16 protein-coding genes and 1 tRNA gene are annotated in these 17545 nt (G+C 49.6%); 7 read left to right on the forward strand and 10 right to left on the reverse strand.

Features of this window, described 5'->3' with window-relative positions; genetic code table 11:
- Positions 1–14: 14 nt before the first annotated feature.
- The 5 genes from DC20_RS07640 to DC20_RS07655 form a co-directional block, all read right to left on the reverse strand.
- Complete coding sequence (locus tag DC20_RS07640) at positions 15–1013, reverse strand: isocitrate/isopropylmalate dehydrogenase family protein (RefSeq protein WP_062543281.1); 999 nt, start codon at positions 1011–1013, stop codon at positions 15–17.
- A gap of 10 nt (positions 1014–1023) precedes the next feature.
- Positions 1024–1329, reverse strand: coding sequence for a YtxH domain-containing protein (locus DC20_RS07645; RefSeq protein ID WP_062543282.1), 306 nt, complete (start codon positions 1327–1329; stop codon positions 1024–1026).
- Between the two features lie 16 nt (positions 1330–1345).
- Complete coding sequence (locus tag DC20_RS22830; RefSeq protein ID WP_157593090.1) at positions 1346–1492, reverse strand: hypothetical protein; 147 nt, start codon at positions 1490–1492, stop codon at positions 1346–1348.
- A 67-nt stretch (positions 1493–1559) separates the two neighbouring features.
- Positions 1560–2732 (reverse strand): transcription antitermination factor NusB, encoded by a 1173-nt coding sequence (nusB, locus tag DC20_RS07650; RefSeq protein WP_062543283.1) that lies wholly within the window; start codon positions 2730–2732, stop codon positions 1560–1562.
- 301 nt (positions 2733–3033) lie between these two features.
- Positions 3034–4134 (reverse strand): Glu/Leu/Phe/Val dehydrogenase dimerization domain-containing protein, encoded by a 1101-nt coding sequence (locus DC20_RS07655; protein WP_062543284.1) that lies wholly within the window; start codon positions 4132–4134, stop codon positions 3034–3036.
- A 147-nt stretch (positions 4135–4281) separates the two neighbouring features.
- Here DC20_RS07655 and DC20_RS07660 point away from each other — a divergent pair, with 147 nt between their 5' ends.
- Complete coding sequence (locus DC20_RS07660; RefSeq protein ID WP_062543285.1) at positions 4282–6069, forward strand: ABC transporter ATP-binding protein; 1788 nt, start codon at positions 4282–4284, stop codon at positions 6067–6069.
- Between the two features lie 85 nt (positions 6070–6154).
- On the opposite strand, the gene DC20_RS07665 is transcribed toward DC20_RS07660, so the two are convergent.
- From DC20_RS07665 to DC20_RS07675, 3 genes are all read right to left on the reverse strand, one after another.
- Positions 6155–6781 (reverse strand): Pycsar system effector family protein, encoded by a 627-nt coding sequence (locus tag DC20_RS07665; protein WP_062543286.1) that lies wholly within the window; start codon positions 6779–6781, stop codon positions 6155–6157.
- Between the two features lie 61 nt (positions 6782–6842).
- Positions 6843–9476, reverse strand: a complete 2634-nt coding sequence (locus tag DC20_RS07670) for a BamA/TamA family outer membrane protein (RefSeq protein ID WP_083470264.1) — start codon at positions 9474–9476, stop codon at positions 6843–6845.
- Positions 9477–9566: 90 nt separating this feature from the next.
- A complete protein-coding gene (locus DC20_RS07675; RefSeq protein ID WP_062543287.1) occupies positions 9567–10445 on the reverse strand; it encodes a pirin family protein in 879 nt (292 codons plus the stop codon).
- Positions 10446–10621: 176 nt separating this feature from the next.
- On the opposite strand from DC20_RS07675, the gene DC20_RS07680 reads away from it, so the two are divergent.
- The 4 genes from DC20_RS07680 to DC20_RS07695 all read left to right on the forward strand — a co-directional run bounded on the left by DC20_RS07680 (position 10622) and on the right by DC20_RS07695 (position 13389).
- A complete protein-coding gene (locus tag DC20_RS07680) occupies positions 10622–11224 on the forward strand; it encodes an NADPH-dependent F420 reductase (RefSeq protein ID WP_062543288.1) in 603 nt (200 codons plus the stop codon).
- Positions 11225–11275: 51 nt separating this feature from the next.
- Positions 11276–11719 (forward strand): DoxX family protein, encoded by a 444-nt coding sequence (locus DC20_RS07685; RefSeq protein WP_071885403.1) that lies wholly within the window; start codon positions 11276–11278, stop codon positions 11717–11719.
- A 124-nt stretch (positions 11720–11843) separates the two neighbouring features.
- Positions 11844–12602 (forward strand): SDR family NAD(P)-dependent oxidoreductase, encoded by a 759-nt coding sequence (locus tag DC20_RS07690; RefSeq protein ID WP_062543289.1) that lies wholly within the window; start codon positions 11844–11846, stop codon positions 12600–12602.
- 31 nt (positions 12603–12633) lie between these two features.
- The gene (locus DC20_RS07695) at positions 12634–13389 is read left to right on the forward strand and encodes an SDR family NAD(P)-dependent oxidoreductase (RefSeq protein ID WP_062543290.1); all 756 of its coding nucleotides are present in this window, start codon (positions 12634–12636) and stop codon (positions 13387–13389) included.
- A 29-nt stretch (positions 13390–13418) separates the two neighbouring features.
- Here the strand turns inward: DC20_RS07695 and DC20_RS07700 are convergent, their stop codons facing one another.
- Positions 13419–14009: a Crp/Fnr family transcriptional regulator gene (locus tag DC20_RS07700; RefSeq protein WP_062543291.1), complete on the reverse strand. Its 591-nt coding sequence runs from the start codon at positions 14007–14009 to the stop codon at positions 13419–13421.
- Positions 14010–14337: 328 nt separating this feature from the next.
- Here DC20_RS07700 and DC20_RS07705 point away from each other — a divergent pair.
- Together DC20_RS07705 and DC20_RS07715 are read left to right on the forward strand one after the other, a co-directional pair.
- Positions 14338–14411: transfer RNA gene (locus DC20_RS07705), tRNA-Pro, on the forward strand.
- A gap of 544 nt (positions 14412–14955) precedes the next feature.
- Positions 14956–16605 (forward strand): GMC oxidoreductase, encoded by a 1650-nt coding sequence (locus DC20_RS07715; protein WP_062543293.1) that lies wholly within the window; start codon positions 14956–14958, stop codon positions 16603–16605.
- 121 nt (positions 16606–16726) lie between these two features.
- Here the strand turns inward: DC20_RS07715 and DC20_RS07720 are convergent, their stop codons facing one another.
- Positions 16727–17407: a DUF2490 domain-containing protein gene (locus DC20_RS07720; protein WP_157593091.1), complete on the reverse strand. Its 681-nt coding sequence runs from the start codon at positions 17405–17407 to the stop codon at positions 16727–16729.
- Between the last annotated feature and the right edge of the window lie 138 nt (positions 17408–17545).

The following is a 17545-nucleotide window of genomic DNA, read 5'->3' on the forward strand; positions in this document are numbered from 1 at the left end:
AAGAATAGGACAAGTTACAAATTAGAAATGATATGCTGCGCAAATTCTGACGTAGAGGCAGTTCCGCCTAAGTCACGGGTGCACTGCTCTTTGTTTAGCAACGTTTTCTCCAAAGCACTCTCAATTTGTCTTGCATTCTCATGCAAGCCCATGTGCTCCAGCATCATGAGGGCAGAACGCAACAACGCCGTAGGGTTAGCCAGGCCTTGACCGGCAATATCAGGGGCAGAGCCGTGCACGGCTTCAAAGATGGCCATGTCATCACCAATGTTGGCACCAGACACCACGCCTAAACCGCCCACCAGACCAGCACACAAGTCAGAAAGAATATCCCCGAACAGGTTTGTCGTTACAATTACTTCAAACTGCTCTGGCTTGCTTACCAGCTGCATGCACATGTTGTCAATAATCTTCTCATCCCACTGCACCTGCGGAAACTCCTTAGACACATTAGCGGCAGCCTCTAAAATGAGTCTTCCCGCCGATTTCAGGATATTGGCTTTGTGGGCCACGGTTACCCTAGGACGATTGTGCTTGGCAGCATACTGGAACGCGGCACGCACAATTTTATGGCAACCCTCTACAGTTACCCGGGCAATGGAATCAGAGATACCCAGGCGCTCATCATACGTCTCCAAACCAGAGTACAAACCTTCAGTGTTCTCACGGAACAGCACCAAGTCTACGTTGTCAAAGCGGGTTTTCACGCCAGCCGTGGTTTTGGCTGGGCGCACGTTAGAATATAAATCGAATTTCTGGCGCAGCTGCACGTTAATGCTCTTGAAGCCTTTGCCCACCGGTGTGGTGATGGGTCCTTTCAGAGCGATTCTGTTGCGCTCCAAAGAGGTAATCAAGGATTGCGGAATGAGCTCCCCTATGGAATCAAAGGTAGTTTGACCGGCATTTTCTTCTTCCCAGGTAATGGGCACTTGTGCGGCTGCAAAGATCGCCTTCACGGCTTCAGTGATCTCAGGACCTATCCCGTCGCCGGGAATAAGGGTAACGGTTGTCATGGGCAGGGGCTTATATTTCCTTTTTGCTGTTTATTTCATTAATAAGAGAGTCTACGTCCAGCAGAAGGCGCTCCGCTTTGTCGCGGGCGTCTTTGATCACGCGCTGTCCTTCTGTTTTGGCAGCAGAACCTTGCTCTTCTCTTCCGGCAATCAGGTCATTAGAAAGTTCTAACAGCCTGGCGCGGTATTTCTCTAATTGAAAACTCAGTTTATCACGGGTTTCCCGGCCTTTTTCTGGTGCAAACAGAATTCCTAATACCGCACCTGTGGCGATACCGCTGGAAAAGGCAAGGATAGCATTGGTTTTTTTGCCCATAGTGTATAGGTAGTGTTTAGTATTTATAAGACACAAGTAGTAAGATGCCAGCCTCAAGACATTCTCCCAAGTCTTTGGCATCGGGTACTCCAAGAAAGCTTTCCAGGTGCAACGGCACTTGACCAGCTTCACTTGTCAGTTTCTGCTTTACGCCCATTTTCATGAAAATAGAGGTAAAACAAAGGCCCTGCAAGCCTTCCTTATTCTTTACGAACGAAAACCCTCCGGGATTATTTGTTATCCAGCAACCCTCTCCCCGATTTCCGGATGGCCCCGCTGGCGATCAGGTCCTGAGAAAGTTTATCAAGCACACCGTTGATGAACTGCTTGCTTTTAGGCGTGCTGTACACTTTGGAAATATCAATATATTCATTGATAGACACTTTCACGGGAATGCTTCTGAAAATATGCATCTCACAAAGCGCCATCTTCAGGATGATTTTGTCCATGAGAGCTACGCGCTCCACATCCCAGTTTTGCACGCTTTCAGAGATCATTTTCTCATACTTTTCGTCATCCTTCAGGGTCTCGTAATACAATTCCTCAAAGAAAGCCTTATCGTCTTCCCAGCTGGCCGACAAATCTAACAGGGCGAGGTACTCATCGGTGTTCTCCTCCAGCATTTTGATGGATTTATTCACTAGGTTCTTCACCACAGACTTATTCTCTACCCAGTTCAGGTCTTTCTCTTCAAACAAGGTTTGCAGGTTCTCGTCCTTAAAGATAACGTTTTTGAAGATATGTTTGAGCAAATCATGGTCTTGCTCATAGGTAGGATCCACAATTTCCAAATAAGCCAGCACTTCCTCGTCTTTCTTGAGGTTGTTGCGGTAGATTTTCTGAATAACTTCTATCTCACCAGCCCAGCTCAGGTTTCTCCGGATCACACGCTGCTCCAGGAACTTGTTGCCCAGCAGTTTCTGCAGCGCTTTGTTTTCTAAAAGCTTGCGCAGGTTTACGTCTTTCCGTTCGGTAAACCGGGTGGCGGCTTTCTGTTCTTCGCTTTCTATCTGGTGAACCAATTCCTGAGCCACTAACAGCGTAAGCAAATACCGGTCGTAGATTTCCTCAGCGGCCGTCAACATCTGATTGCCGAAGTACTTTAGGTCTTTGCGTAAGGAGTTCTGGTAAAAGTTAACGGCTGCCTGGGTGGCATCTAAGATTTCACGGTCTTTTTCTTCGGTATCAAACTTGCGGGTTTCATACCACTCTTTGAACAGCAAACTGGCAATCTGCTTCTGCCCTTCCAGTTTTCTCCTGTCTTGAGGCTCAATGGCCATTAAATCTGGGGCGAACCTATCCGAAATCAAGTCCAGGGCCAGTTGGTAATTTGACCCTTCTGCCTGCACGTAGGCATAAATAGCTTGCATCGCTTTGATTCGGAGTATTCTGCGGTTGAGCATGATAATAAGGAAAGAACGTGGTGAACGTGAAAATTACGGTGAAAGTTGGGTTTGAACAGACGGCCTGAAAGCCTTATACGCCCCTGCCCCCAATTCAGCCGCAAAGGTCCGAAGGAAAGGGGCAAGAAGCAAACCGGAGTTATGTAAATTTGGTTTCCCCAGGAAGCCCTATCACCATATGAGCGGCTACCTATGTACCGCCTTCTACAGACACAAAAGCAGAATGCGTTTCCGGCCCGGTTTTTCCAAACCAGTCCGAAAACGCATTCACTATCTTTAGCTCTCTCCAGCGAGAGGTCAATTAGTAGGTCTGCTTGATTTTGGCCATGTCATCAATGCGCTTCTGCGCAATCTCAGTGGCTGCTCTTTGTGTGTGCGTTCCATCGGCCTCCGCCTTGGCGAAGATGTTCAACGTGGTGTTGTAGATCTGCTCGGTTTGCTGCATGGCCCACTCGCGGTTCAGTCTCTTCACTTCTGAATACACGTTGATAATACCACCGGCGTTGATGAGAAAGTCTGGCGCATACACAATGCCCATGTCTACCAAAGCGGCCCCGTGGATGTCTTCGTTTTTCAATTGGTTGTTCGCACAACCGGCAATCACCTGGCATTTCAGGCGGGACAGCGTATTGTCGTTGATGGTGGCTCCCATAGCGCAAGGCGAGTAGATATCCACATCCACGTCATAGATCTCGTCTAGTCCTACCACGGTAGCACCAGTGGCAGCAGAAATGCGTCTCAAACGCTCCTGATCAATGTCTGTGATGAACAATTGGGCGTTTTCTTTCACCAGATAGTCAATCAGGTAACCGCCTACGTGGCCAGTCCCCTGCACTGATATCTTTTTACCGGCCAGGCTGTCATTGCCCCACGCTCTTTTAGCGGCGGCTTTCATGCCCATGTAAGTTCCATACGCAGTTACCGGCGATGGGTCCCCGCTACCACCTTGTGATTCTGGTAAGCCAGCTACGTACTTTGTTTCCATGCCAATGTACGCCATATCCTGGGTAGTCATACCCATATCTTCTGCGGTGATGTACTTCCCGTTCAGGTTGTTCACAAACCGCCCGAACTTGCGCATCATAGCCTCTGTCTTATCTTTCTTGGAGTCACCTATAATCACGGCTTTACCACCCCCCAGATTCAGGCCTGAGATAGCTGACTTGAATGTCATGCCTCGTGATAAACGCAGCACATCGCGCAGCGCTTCTGCCTCACTTGCGTATGTCCACATACGGGTACCACCCAAAGCAGGCCCCAAAACGGTATTATGCACGCCAATGATTGCTTTTAAGCCGGTATCATGGTCGTGGCAGAAAACCACTTGCTCATGGTTGTACTCACTTATTTGGCTGAAAACAGATGTTTCCTGTTGGGCAGTTAGTTCTTTAACTTCTATCATGTTTCGTTTTACCTTGAAATACCAGTTGGTCTTTGTTAGATAATGGGGAAGCTAATCGGTAATTTTGATGCAAAATTAATTTTATATTCTTGAAGACCAAGAAAATTCCTAACAAGTGTTAGTACGTATTTTCTTTAACCATAGCTTGTGAAATCGCTCAAATACCTCAATAAATATTTGCTCAAATACAAGTTCCGCTTCTTCTGGGGGATTGTGTTTGTGATTGTCTCCAACATCTTCGCTATTATCCCGGCACAGGTGGTGCGCCACGCTTTTGACCTGGTGCGCGAGGGCATTACCATGTACCAACTGCATGAAGGCTTTGACCAGCAGGAGCAGGTATACGATTCCTTTGCCCGCAGCACCTTGTTTTATGGCGCCGTGATTGTGCTCATGGCCTTGCTGCGCGGTATTTTCCTGTTTTTCATGCGGCAGACGATTATAGTAATGAGCCGGTTAATTGAAAACGACCTTAAAAACGAGATTTACGCCCACTACCAGACGCTGCCCCTCTCCTTCTACCGCAAGAACAATACCGGTGACTTAATGGCGCGTATTTCTGAAGACGTGAGCCGCGTTCGGATGTACCTGGGGCCGGCCATCATGTATGGCATTAACCTGCTGGTACTGTTCCTGATGGTGATTCCGTACATGCTCTCAGTGAACGTGGAGCTCACCATTTACACACTGCTGCCACTGCCTATTCTGAGTGTGAGCATCTACTACGTGAACAACATCATTGAGCGCAAGTCAGACGAAATCCAGAAAAGCCTTTCGGGCATTACCACGTTTGTGCAGGAGGCGTTCTCGGGCATTAGGGTACTAAAATCGTTTGTGCGGGAGCAGGATTCGCACGCCAACTTCACCACGGCTAGCAACACCTATAAAGACAAATCACTGGAGCTGAACTTCGTAAACTCGCTGTTCTTCCCACTTATTCTGTTTCTGATTGGCTTGAGCACGATTATTACGGTGTGGTACGGCGGAAAGGAAGTGATCAACGGCAGCATTACGCCGGGGGTGATTGCCGAATTCCTGATTTACGTGAACATGCTCACTTGGCCGGTAACTGCCCTGGGTTGGACCACTAGTTTGGTGCAACGGGCCGCCGCCTCCCAGCAACGCATCAACGAGTTCCTGAACACCAAAACCGATATCATCTCACAGAAGAACCTGGAGAAAGACATTCAAGGCTCCATTGTCTTTGACGAGGTGGATTTTGTGTACCCAGACACTGGCATCCACGCCCTAAAGAAGTTGTCGTTCCAGATTAATCCTGGCGACACGCTGGCGGTGATTGGCAACACCGGCTCAGGCAAAAGCACCATCGCGGCCTTGGTTTGCCGCTTGTATGACGCTACCGGCGGACGAATCCTCATTGACGGCGAAGACATCCGGAACTACAACATTTCTAACCTGCGCAGCCAGATTGGCTACGTGCCGCAGGACGTATTCCTGTTCTCAGATTCTATCAGAAACAACATCGGGTTTGGGGTAGACGCCTTGCCTGAAGAGAAGATGCTGCAAGCCGCCAAAGACGCTGATGTCTACGAAAACATCATGCACTTCCCGGCGCAGTTTGACACTGTGCTGGGCGAGCGTGGCATCACGCTCTCCGGCGGACAGAAACAACGTGTTTCCATTGCCCGTGCCCTGGCGCGTGAGCCTAAAATCCTGATTCTGGATGACTCCCTTTCGGCGGTAGACACCAAGACCGAGAACGCTATTCTCAACAGCCTGCAGCGCGTGATGGCCAACCGTACGTCTATCATCATCTCGCACCGCGTAAGCTCCGTCAAACTGGCCAACCGCATTCTGGTGCTGGACGATGGCATAGTGGTGCAAAACGGCACCCACGAGGAACTGATGCTGGAACCTGAGGGCTTGTACCGCGCCTTGTATGAACGTCAGTTACAGACAGAAGAGTTAGAATAACCTTGTTTTTAGCTTGATTTAATAGAAACAGATCAGAAACGCGTTTACAGGAAGGGAGGCAGTAACAAGCCTCTTTTTCTTTTGGCTAATTAGCTGCTTGCAAACAAAAGGCAATTACAAAAGCAATAACTGAAATGATCAAGCCAAACATAAAGACATCATAGGCTATTTTCAGGAGCTTGTATTTTTTCCCTAACACTCCGCCTTGGCTAAAAACATCCTTGATAAGGCTTAGGTACAGAAAGTCTTTATCTTCCATCAACTGGAGCATATCTTGGGCATAGATATCAAAAGGCATGCTGTAGAAGTTACCAAAAAACAACAGATTGGCCTTTTTCTCGTTGATTTCACGTTGGGTGTAGGTGCCTTGGGGAACATGCGGCCGGGTAGACAGAATAGAGAAGACGATGGTAATAAGACAAACCACCAGCAGCATGAGCGAGGGAACGGTTAGGTAGTTATTGCTTTCAATGCCTTTGATAATAGCACCCAGCAGCACGGAGATAATGATGGAATTTACTGTGATTAATATATTGGCCTTCGCATCTGCCTGATTACTTAGTTGCTGACTGTTGTTAGAGGTAACCCTGAACAAGGTTTCAATGCCTTTGGTAGGTTTGTCGACTTTCTCCTTTTTCTTTTTCCCTGCTTTTACAGGCTGCTCTGCTTCCAACTCTTGCAGAATGTCAATTGCTGTGCTGTTCGTTTTCATAATGGATAAGTTTTGGGGTTACTGGTTATTGTTTTAGCTAGGTTGTTCTTAAATGGAAGGCTTAGAATCTGAATCCAAGAGCCACGTAAGGTGTGGTGCTTTCTACTGACATACCTACTCCCGCTTGTATCAGGAACATCTGGGCGGGCACCAGGTAGAAGCCACCGCCGTAGCCATGGTGCCATTGCTTGGAGGATTCACCCTCGGCCCAAACCCGGCCCATGTCGTTGAAGCCTACCAAGCCAAAGGTGCCCGGCAAGAGGTAAGAAGAAAAGTCAAACAGTTTCAGACGGAGTTCCAGGTTGTGGTAGGCCATATGCTCTCCGGCAAACCGGTAGTTCCTGAATCCGCGCAGGTTGGTGTTTCCGCCTAAATATAGCAACTGGAAAAAGGCTGGGTCACCCACGGTTGTTCCACCTCCTATGCGGTTGGCAAGCGTAAGCCGTGCTTCCCTACCCAGACTGTGGTAGAAGCTCAGTTCAGAAGCTACTAGTCCCAAAGCGTCCTGCTGGTTATTGAGTTGCCTTAAGCCCGTGAAAGTAGTTTTCCAGTGCAGGCCTTTGGTGGGTAACCAGGTGTTGTCGCGGGTATCTAATGTCAGGCCTGCCACCAGTCCCGCGTAGACTTTCGTGGAAAATACTTGTTCCTCTGGGTGCACTGCGTTGTATTGCTGCATGATGCGACTGGTTTGCTCAGAGGCTTTGTTTGAATAAAACTGCCCTTGCAAGCCAGCAGAGGCACGCCAGTGCTGCCCCAGAGAACGGTTCAGGGCTACTTGTGCCGAGACAAAATCATAGCGGGTGCGGTAGTCTTTGATGGAGCTTCCTTCATTTTTCAGAAAGCGGGTTTCATTGCCTATCCCGAAGAAGTTACTGGCGTTGGTAGGTGCTTTGGCATCAACGTCTACGTGCAGGTCATACTGCCCAATGGCTTTGGTAAAATCACCGGTGTAACGGGCAAAGAGGGCTTTGGTAGTGACCGCATGCCCCACCATGAGCCTGTGCCGGGCGGCAAAGGGCTCTTTCTGGAATCCGTGGCGGGTGTACAGCAAGCCTGCTCCCAGAAAAGGGCCTTCATCCACATTGTAGCCTCCTGATACCAAAGGCATCACCCTGTCATATTGGAAGCTTCTGGGATTATAGTGATTTACCAAAGAGTCTTTGGAAGTCTTCAGCCTGGCGACAGCACCAGTTGGTAACACATTTTCCTCGTCTGCTCTGTCATACACCAGCAGTTGGCCCGCTTTTCCGGTACTCTGTACCTGATAGGTGTCCTCTCCGTCGCCGCCTATGAGGCGTACTTTGATGGGAGAGGGAGAATTGCCGGTTACCAGAAATTCATCTTTGCCTCCCCTGCCGTACAACCGCACCTCCTGGGTTACTTTCGGCAGGAACACGCGCTGGTAAAGCACCGGCCCATTGCTTCCATCTTTTGCTTTTTTGAAAAGCTTCACCTCAACCGCCCCACCCTGCGCATAGTGCACCTGCAGCACTTCTCCTTTATCAGATGCCGGCACGTCTACTTCCTTTGACAGGAACCTATAATATTTCAGGGCCTCCTGCTCTAGCAGGTTCCTGCGGGAAAGCAGTTTCTGCATGATTTCCTCGCCTGACAAGGCATAGATAACGGCAGGCATCTGTCTCACGGCAGTTTCTATCACCTGATCTGTTAAAGCCGCTTGCACAGACTCAATCTCAGCTTTCCAATCCTGGTCATTCAGCTCATGCAGAAACAGTCTGTCAAAATAGCGGGCGTTGAAATTGAACCCGTTGATGTCGCGTACTTCTTCATGAAAGCCCTGGAACCTGGGCATAAGCCACTTGCACGACGCCACTTTTGGCACAATGCCCGAGGTGAGGGTGAATACCTGATCACGGTCGCGGGGAACGGGCACAAACGCGGTGCCTTGCGCTCCTTTCTCTTCCTGCCAGTGCCACTGGTCTTCGTGCCGGTCCCAGTCGCCCAGCACCATGTCCAGCAGACGTGCCCGCAACACCCTACGCTGGTTCACAGTAGTTTTGGGGCTTTCCTGTACTTTCTTCAGTACTTTACCAGTATTGTCACTCCCGTTGGGGCCAGACGGCTCCCGTTCCTCAAACAAGAAAACCTGGCCTGCAAAATCTTTCCGATACTCTCCTAAAGCAGGATCATCTTGCACATATACTATTTCTGGTTTAGCATGCAGGACGCCCAGTGCCGCGGCAAGAGGCGGCACGGTAAGCGCCGCGTACGGGTGTGAGGTAGAGATCTGGTCCTGGAGAACGTCTTTAGCAAAGGTTCCTCTTAAATTTTCGGGTAACACCCGCTGAGGGTCTTTCTGAATACTCCTGAGCACCCATTCTTTCCCAGTGGCATCCTGAAGGCGTAAGGATTTGGTCTGCATACCGCCGCCTCTTTTGATGATGATCAGGCCACCTTTCTCCTGGTTCAGGCGCCATACCCGCATTTTCACGGGCGTTGCCCAGACTTTGCGGTAGTTGGTTCCCAGGAACATGCGGTGCACGTTGCCCGCCTCTTCATACTCCGGGGCAACAGCCACCGTCACACTGTCCTGCGCGTTGGCCATTTGAACCAGCCCACTAAAGACAATCATGACAATGCCACACAAAAGGTGCACTAATAAACGAGAAGCGCGTTTGCCGAAAGTTGTTTGCTTTAGAGCGACGGCAAGATTGAAATGGGAGGTAGCTTTCATGAGGATAGTTTTAAGAAGTTGAGTAGATAAGAGTTTAGAAGAAGGCAGTTGTAGGGTGATGTTCACCAGGTTCCTTTGAAAAGAGGAAGATCAGGAGGCGACCAGGTAGGGAATCTGCCCATACTTTTGGTCAAAAAAATCGCGGTAGGCTTCTGCTATTTCGGCTTTGGTGTTCATCACGAAGGGGCCTTCGCTGACTACCTGCTCTCTATAAGCCTCACTCCCGAAGAGGAAAACATCTACCGCGGCAATGTTCCCGTTCTTAATTTCTACTGCCGTCGTGTTTTGGCCGAAAAGAATGAGTTCACTGTTTTTGATAGCTTCTCCGTTTACCTCCACCTCCCCGGCCGGAGCAAAGGCAGCGCATTCCTGTTTGGCCTTTAGCGTTAACACATAGCTGGACTTAGGGTTGAGTCTGATGTGGTAGATGAACTCCTTGTTGAAAGTCTCCAATACAGCAGCGCTACAGCCAAAACCGCCTAATAAAAGCCGCATTTTACCGGCGTAAGCAGGCAGTTCCAGCTCTGGCACTTCTTGGGCCTGAATACTTCTATGCGTTGCCTCTTCTTTTTTATGAGTGGCTGGCAGGTTGATCCAGAATTGGAGCGCATGGAACAGTTCTGCCGGATGCCCGGAGCTAGATGGGGTTTCCTCGTGCAGAATTCCATTGCCCGCTTTGAGCCACTGCACGCCTCCCGCTTGTATCGTGGCATGGTTGCCCTGGCTGTCTGAGTGCGCAAGGCTGCCACTCAGCACATAGTTCAATGTCACCATGCCGCGGTGCGGATGGGCTGTCTCACCCTTTACAACAGAGGTATTCTCCTCTCCTATAGTAACCGGATATACATGTTCTAAGAGCACAAATGCGCCTATAGATGGAGTAGAAGTATTGGGGAGAAGCCGGTTCACCAGCAAGCCGCCGGCCAGGGTGTTGGTTCCTTTATAGATAGTGTAAGTGCTTGTTGCCATGTCTGATGAGTGGAGAAGTAACACTGCAAATCTCTCTCAATCAGGCCCCTTTTCTCTTGACTGATATCATCAATTTCGCTTGATCTAGATCAAGTCAATTCCATGATTTACCTCAATGCACCGGGGCTCCCCGCTCCTCTACCTTTGTCCTGTTATCAATTCAAAAACAAAACATCATGAAAACATCCATCGGAATTATTGGGGCAGGCAACATAGGGAAAACCGCCGCCCGTCATTTTGTAAAAGCTGGTTATCAGGTGATCCTGAGTAACAGCCACGGTCCTGAATCGCTACAGGAAACCATTCTTTCTTTAGGAGGCAACAGCAAGGCCGGTACCCGTGAGGAAGCAGCCCAAGCCGATATCGTTTTGCTAGCCCTGCCCTGGTCGCAACTGGAGAGCCTGACTACGCTTACGGACTGGACAGACCGCATTGTCATTGACGCCACCAACCACTTCATCACCTACGCCCCTGACTTTCAGGTAGCCGACCTGGGAGGCCGCGCCTCCAGCGAAGTAGTGCAGGAGCTACTGCCCGGCGCCCGGGTGGTGAAGGCGTTTAACACGCTATATTTTAAAGTTCTGCAGGCTGACCCGGCGGTAGGAAACGGGCACCGCGTGCTTTTCCTGTCCGGAGACGATGCATCTGCCAAAGCCGTGGTGAGAGAGGTGATCAGCAGCATCGGGTTTGCCCCGGTAGACCTGGGCACCCTGGACGGAGGAGGTAAACTTCAGCAGGCCAAAGGGCAACTGGCCACCCTTAATTTCATTCAACTGTAATTAAACCAATCTTTTTCAACCACATACATCCACCTCTAATTTTTTAAAACCATGAAAACTATCACATCATTAACCAGCCGTATCCTTTTCTCTTTGTTGTTTCTTGTGTCTGGGGTATCTCACTTCTCGGCACCTACCATTGCCTATGCTTCTTCGCAGGGAGTGCCTTTGGCGGAGCTCATGGTTCCGTTCTCCGGGGCCATGGCCCTTGCCGGGGCGCTAAGTATTATTCTGGGCTATAAAGCTAGGTTAGGGGCCTTGCTCATCATTATGTTCCTGGTGCCTATCACCTTCACCATGCACCAGTTCTGGGTTGAAACAGACCCTATGGCTTACCAGATGCAGTTTATCATGTTCCTCAAGAACCTGTCTATTCTGGGAGGTGCCATACAGATTGTGCTCACCGGCATAAAGGAAAGCAGCCTGGATCAGGTGCTGGCCAGAAGAAAACATGGTCTAGACAAAAACCGGGTATTCACGCCTGCGCAATCCTGAATCACTTCTCTTTTCAGTTGATAGGAGCAACTGGTACTGCTCTTGTCAACTGAAATCACCCTTGAAACCTTTTTCAATTGGTGGCTGAACGGCCATCTGCTTAAACCAACCTATAGATTTTGCTGTGAAACGATTAGAAAATAAAGTAGTCCTTATTACCGGCGCTGCCGGAGGCATGGGTGCCGCCGAGGCTATCCTTTTTGCCAAAGAAGGCGCCAGAGTCTTCCTGACGGATGTGCAGGAAGAGAAACTGAAAACCGTGGTTCAGGAAATCACGCAGGCCGGAGGCAAGGCCCAGTACGGCCTGCAGGATGTGAGTTCTGAGCAAAGCTGGCGCGAGACGGTAGAACAGGTCATTGCTGCTTATGGCAAGATAGATATTCTGGTAAACAACGCCGGCATCACAGGCAACTTGGTAACCCCGCTGGAAGAGCGCACCGTGGAGGAATTCAACCGAGTCATTTCCGTGAACCTGCTCAGCCAGTTTCTGGGCCTGAAGGCGGTGGTGCCCTACATGCGGCAGAACAAAGGCGGGTCTGTTGTGAACATTTCCTCTATTGGCGGCATCATCGGCTCTGCGAACGCTACGGCCTACACCGCCTCTAAGGGCGGCTCTAGGAGCTTCACCAAAGGAGCGGCCGGCGAATTTGCCAAAGACAACATCCGGGTCAACTCGGTGCATCCGGGGTACGTGGCCACTCCCATGACCAAAGAAATGGCCGGAGCCGCCGATTTTCAGACCATGGCCGTGGGCGCCACCCCGCTCAACCGCGAAGCAAACCCAGACGAGGTAGCCTACGGGGTATTGTTCCTGGCTTCAGACGAGTCTTCGTTTATGACCGGCTCAGAGATGGTGATTGACGGCGGAGCCACCGCACTTTAAGGTAGTTACACAACAGTTTTAAGAAAACGGAATGAAACCGCTTGAAAACAAAGTAGCCCTAGTAACCGGTGCCGCCGGTGGTATTGGAAAGGCAACGGCCAACCGTCTCCTGCAGGAAGGAGCTTCTGTCTTGCTGGTCGATCTAAATGAAGCCTCCCTCAAAGAAACCTTTTCTGAGTTAAATAGCGATCAGGCCGCCTATTTCGCCGCCGATGTGTCTAAGGAAGAAGATGCCATTGCCTACGTACAAGTTGCCTTGGAAAGGTTCGGGAAACTGGACATCTTCTTTGCCAATGCGGGCATTGAGGGAGTGATGAAGCCTATCCAGGAGTACCCCACCGAAGTGTTTGACAAAGTGTACAACGTCAATGTAAAAGGCACTTTTCTGGGGCTGAAGTATGCCATTCCGGTAATCAGTGACGGCGGAAGCATCATTATCACCTCCTCCATTGGCGGGTTTGGGAGCTCTCCGTTTGCTTCGGCTTACGTGGCCAGCAAGCATGCGGTGCTCGGGATCATGCGCACCGCCGCGCTGGAACTGGCTCCCAGAAAAGTGCGGGTAAACACGGTGCACCCCAGCCAGACCAACACCCGCATGATGCAGGACATTGAGAAAGATTTGGGAGACGCCAAGGCTAGAGAAACATTTGCCGCTGCTATTCCGCTGGGCCGCTACGCTGAACCGGAGGAGATTGCCAACATGGTCTACTTCCTGGCCTCTGACCAGAGTGAGTTCATTACCGGAACTACCTTTAGAGTAGACGGTGGCATGGACGCTTCTTTCTAAGCAGGGCTCCTGGCTCAGCTTTGGGATGGCTACTCTTTCTTGGCATACATCTGCTTCCGTATCCGGCTCAGGGTTTCGGGAGAAATTCCTAGGTAAGAAGCCAGCATGGTTTGAGGAAAGCGGCGGATGAAGGCCGGGTTAGACTTCATGAGTTGCTGGAACTTCTCCTCGGCGGTAAAGCTGATGTTGGCCTCAATCCTGTTATTGCTAGCAATGAAGTTGTTCTCATCCAGCACATGCGCCATTTTAAGGAATAGTGGCGAACGGTCTTTCAGATGGGTGATTTTCTCTTTGGTGGTAATAAGCAGATCAGAGTCCTCTACGGCTTCAATGTTGTACTTTGAGGGAGTGAGCATGCTGAAGCTTTCCCGGTCGCTCATCCACCAGCCCTCAATCCCGAACCGGACAATGTGCTCCACGCCCTTGCTGTCAATCACGTACTGCCGCATGGCCCCGTTCACAATAAAGGCCATGTGCTGGCAAACACTTCCTTCATGCGACAGGAACTGCCGCTTCTTCACCTTCTTCGGCTGAAAAGCTTCCTCCACATGCTTGAACTCCTCATCAGAAATAACCGAGGAAGTGATTTTGCCTATGTATTGCCGGATTGCTTCGTACATAAAGGATACTTGTTGCGGGTGTAAAGCTGATGCCGTTGGAAGGTCTTTTAACTTCCGTTGCCAACCAATTTGTGTTGCAGGGTAAATATAAATTTTATGAACCTGTTTAAAGTGCTTAAAGCAAATAACTTTTTGAAGGTAGCTTCTAATTTGCCTAATTCTTGCACAAGTCTGTGAGAACCACCTCAGAGCCTTTGATTGTTTCTGCCCTACTTCTCTAAAAACAGCTTTATAACCGAAAGCAGCTCCCAAAAATCCTTGGCACAAAGTGAACGCTGTGTTTTGGGGGAAAAAAATTTTCACTTTCTTTGCAGCAGATACCAATGATCGGGATGTAGCGTAGCCTGGTATCGCGCCAGCATGGGGTGCTGGAGGTCGCAGGTTCGAATCCTGCCATTCCGACGAAAAGCGGCTTGAACGAATAGTTTAAGCCGCTTTTTTTGTGCCTTGGCCACATCACAAGCAGCACTAAGGCGGCTCTAAGAACACTCTTCTTGTTAAGCTGCTTTCATCACTTCCTAAGATAAGCCTTCTTCTAGAATAAGCCTTGCCTATGGTTCTTTACGGGGTTATGGTGCCTCAGAACTACTAAACTGGTACTATGTATGGCTCCATCGCATCAAACAACGCAGTAAACACCTTGCAAGCCCCTTTTGCACCCTCTCTCCATCCCTCATTTCTCTTTGAAATATGCTGCTTTTCCAAAGCTACTAGTTGAATATTATTTAATAAGTTATATTTTAATTTAATTTTTACACAGTTACGCAAACTATTGTATTTTTAGAGGGCAAATATACTTTCCCCCTTCAGCTATTTGCCTTCCCCTTGTTTTTACATGCAATGCTTTGGACGCCTTGATTATTACCAGAGCTAATGAGGCATTGCATTAAATGGCATTTCTGATGAATGCCCGTTTGAAGCGCTTTAATGGCAAAGCTATTGTACAATGATTCTTTCTAAGGAACACCTTCTTGATAAACAGGACTTATTAGCTGACATCTGTATTGTAGGGGGAGGGCCCGCAGCCATCGCGATGGCGCTACAACTGGCCTCTAAGTCAATCAAAGTTGTCATTGTGACAGGAGGAGGCTGGACTCAAACGCTAGCAAACAAGGATATTTACAAGGGAGAAGTTTCCCCACCAATGTCACATGAGCGACCAGACAAAATGCGGAGACGGCAATTTGGCGGCGGGACAGCAGTTTGGGCCGGACGGTGTGTTCCCTTTGAGCCCATAGATTACCGACACCGTTCCTGGGTGCCAGACAGTGGGTGGCCAATCACTTACAAGGAGATGGTGCCTTACTACAAGAAAGCCTGCGGAATATGCCAGATAGGGGCTTTTGACTTCAACGCCCATTCTGTTTTCCCAACCAAACCAAAAGAGATTATTCCGGGCTTTGATTCCAGTGATTTTGACTCAAGCTTCTTGGAGCGCTACAGCGCCCCAATCAATTTTGCTAAAGCGTACAAGGCAGAGCTGGAGCGAAGCCCTACCGTAAAAGTCCTGCTAGATTGCCATGCCCTGTCTTTGCACATGGAAGAAGGCAATGGAAAGGTATCCCACTTGTCAGTAGCCGCAGGTGACGCCAGAATAACGGTGACGGCCGCAAAGTATGTTCTTGCTGCAGGCGGCATTGAAACCCCCAGACTTCTGCTTGCTTCTACCAACGATTACTTCCCCACGGGCATCGGGAACCAGCACGACAACGTTGGTCGGTACTACAACACCCATATCACAGGCACCTATGCCAAAGTGGCTCCTGACCATAGAGAGAAAATCATCTTTGATTATGAGCGTGACGCACAGGGAATCTTTTGCCGCCGCCGCTGGGGAATTCCGGAGCAGACCCAAACAAACAAAGAGCTCCTGAATACCATTTTTTACCTGTCGTACCCGCATCAGCTAACAGAGAAAGAAAGCCCTTTTTCTACCATGCTGTATAATGCCGCTAAATACGTTTCACAGGCTACCGGCTTGCGGGACTTTCTCAGAAAAGAAGTGCAGGCAAAAGGAATCCTGGGCTCCACGTCGCACCGCATGTATAATCTCGGGCTGCCGGCCCGGCTGCCCTCTAAGAACAGCAAGTTCTGGGGACTTTTCTTTTCCGCGGAGCAGACCCCAAACCGTAACAGCCGCATTACCCTTTCCCAAACCAGCCAGGATGCTTTGGGAATGCCCAGGGTGAACGTACAGATTGCTTTCACCGAAAACGATGTAGAATCTTTGGTAAAAGCCCACAACCTGTTTGTAGCCCGGTTCAGAAAGAAAAACTTAGGCAAGATAGAGTACACTGAAGATGGATTTAGAGAATACCTCTTGAACAGACTTCAGCATTTCAACTCCTACGCGCACCACATGGGAACTACCAGGATGTCTGATGACCCTAATAAGGGCGTGGTAGACCGGAACGCCAAAGTGTACGGAGTGAAAAATCTGTTCATTGCCGGTTCCTCTACCTTTCCTACCGGAGGCCATGCCAACCCCACAGTAACAGTAGTGGCCCAAGCCCTGAGACTGGCAGATCATTTAACCAGTTTAAAGCAGACCGCCTCCTACAAGAAGCAGGACTCCCTGGCGAATATTGTTTTGTAAATCTATCCAAGTAAAGTAAAGCAAAACCAGAAGCAGGCAGTTGAAATGTAGTTGACTGTTTTCGACCTTTTTCCGGAAAACTGCCGCCAAACTGCAGGGCTGGTAGCATTAGTATCTACCGCTACTCCATTCGGCCGAAATCATGTTTTAAGATAAACATGGTAAAGTGCTGATGCCTGCCGCCGCCATGCAACTGAGACATCCACATGCCTTCAAGGGTTAGGTGTTTACTGAACGTGTACCCCAATCCGCCGGAGACGCGGTTAGAGTCAAAAGGCTGATCCCGCACAATGACCCGCACCTCATTGCGCAGGATGCCGTACCAGGGGCGAACTTCCAGCTCCTTCGGACCTAACGGAATGCGTAGGGCCACCGAATACCGGAAACGGGTATGGTAGCCTTGGGTGAGCCAGCGTTCCTCTACCTGGTAGCGGTGCGTGACACCTGCTTTCCAGAGATTTCCCCGAATAGCAATCTGCTGATAGAGCCGGTTTTCATGGGTGAAGTCGGTTTCTTCAGCGGTGACGTAGTTACGGTTGAACAGATGGGCATATCCGGTGGTCAAAGTAACCGGAGCTCCTTTGAAGTTATAGGAAGCCTCGGCTCCGGTAAAAATCACCCGCGGGTCTTTGACCGGTTGATAGGTGCGGTATTGCAGGTTGGCAGTGGCCACCCAGCGGGGACTAAACCAATAGGAGCCGGAATACTGCACCCAATGGTTCAGATTATCGGGTTGCGCCTGGGCAACCAACGTCAGCAGCAGGCCAAAAAATACAGCAAACAAAAACAGCCGTGATTTCATCTTCTCTTTCTTTACTTCTCTTGCAGAGCAAGTCCTGGGCTCAAACCCTCTCAATAAAAGAAGCCTCACCCACTGGGCAAGGCTTCTTTTTTAAATAGGACCTAAAGGTAGAGATTATTTTTATCAAGAAAGCTTCAA

Origin of the sequence: Rufibacter tibetensis, assembly GCF_001310085.1 — a bacterium.
Lineage (GTDB): Bacteria > Bacteroidota > Bacteroidia > Cytophagales > Hymenobacteraceae > Nibribacter > Nibribacter tibetensis.

Excerpts from the sequence above, each read along its gene's own strand:
- DC20_RS07640 (WP_062543281.1), bottom strand. The coding sequence starts at position 1,013 with ATGACAACCGTTACCCTTATTCCCGGCGACGGGATAGGTCCTGAGATC.
- DC20_RS07645 (WP_062543282.1), bottom strand. The coding sequence starts at position 1,329 with ATGGGCAAAAAAACCAATGCTATCCTTGCCTTTTCCAGCGGTATCGCC.
- DC20_RS22830 (WP_157593090.1), bottom strand. The coding sequence starts at position 1,492 with ATGAAAATGGGCGTAAAGCAGAAACTGACAAGTGAAGCTGGTCAAGTG.
- nusB (WP_062543283.1), bottom strand. The coding sequence starts at position 2,732 with ATGCTCAACCGCAGAATACTCCGAATCAAAGCGATGCAAGCTATTTAT.
- DC20_RS07655 (WP_062543284.1), bottom strand. The coding sequence starts at position 4,134 with ATGATAGAAGTTAAAGAACTAACTGCCCAACAGGAAACATCTGTTTTC.
- DC20_RS07665 (WP_062543286.1), bottom strand. The coding sequence starts at position 6,781 with ATGAAAACGAACAGCACAGCAATTGACATTCTGCAAGAGTTGGAAGCA.
- DC20_RS07670 (WP_083470264.1), bottom strand. The coding sequence starts at position 9,476 with ATGAAAGCTACCTCCCATTTCAATCTTGCCGTCGCTCTAAAGCAAACA.
- DC20_RS07675 (WP_062543287.1), bottom strand. The coding sequence starts at position 10,445 with ATGGCAACAAGCACTTACACTATCTATAAAGGAACCAACACCCTGGCC.
- DC20_RS07680 (WP_062543288.1), top strand. The coding sequence starts at position 10,622 with ATGAAAACATCCATCGGAATTATTGGGGCAGGCAACATAGGGAAAACC.
- DC20_RS07685 (WP_071885403.1), top strand. The coding sequence starts at position 11,276 with ATGAAAACTATCACATCATTAACCAGCCGTATCCTTTTCTCTTTGTTG.
- DC20_RS07695 (WP_062543290.1), top strand. The coding sequence starts at position 12,634 with ATGAAACCGCTTGAAAACAAAGTAGCCCTAGTAACCGGTGCCGCCGGT.
- DC20_RS07700 (WP_062543291.1), bottom strand. The coding sequence starts at position 14,009 with ATGTACGAAGCAATCCGGCAATACATAGGCAAAATCACTTCCTCGGTT.
- DC20_RS07715 (WP_062543293.1), top strand. The coding sequence starts at position 14,956 with ATGATTCTTTCTAAGGAACACCTTCTTGATAAACAGGACTTATTAGCT.
- DC20_RS07720 (WP_157593091.1), bottom strand. The coding sequence starts at position 17,407 with ATGAAATCACGGCTGTTTTTGTTTGCTGTATTTTTTGGCCTGCTGCTG.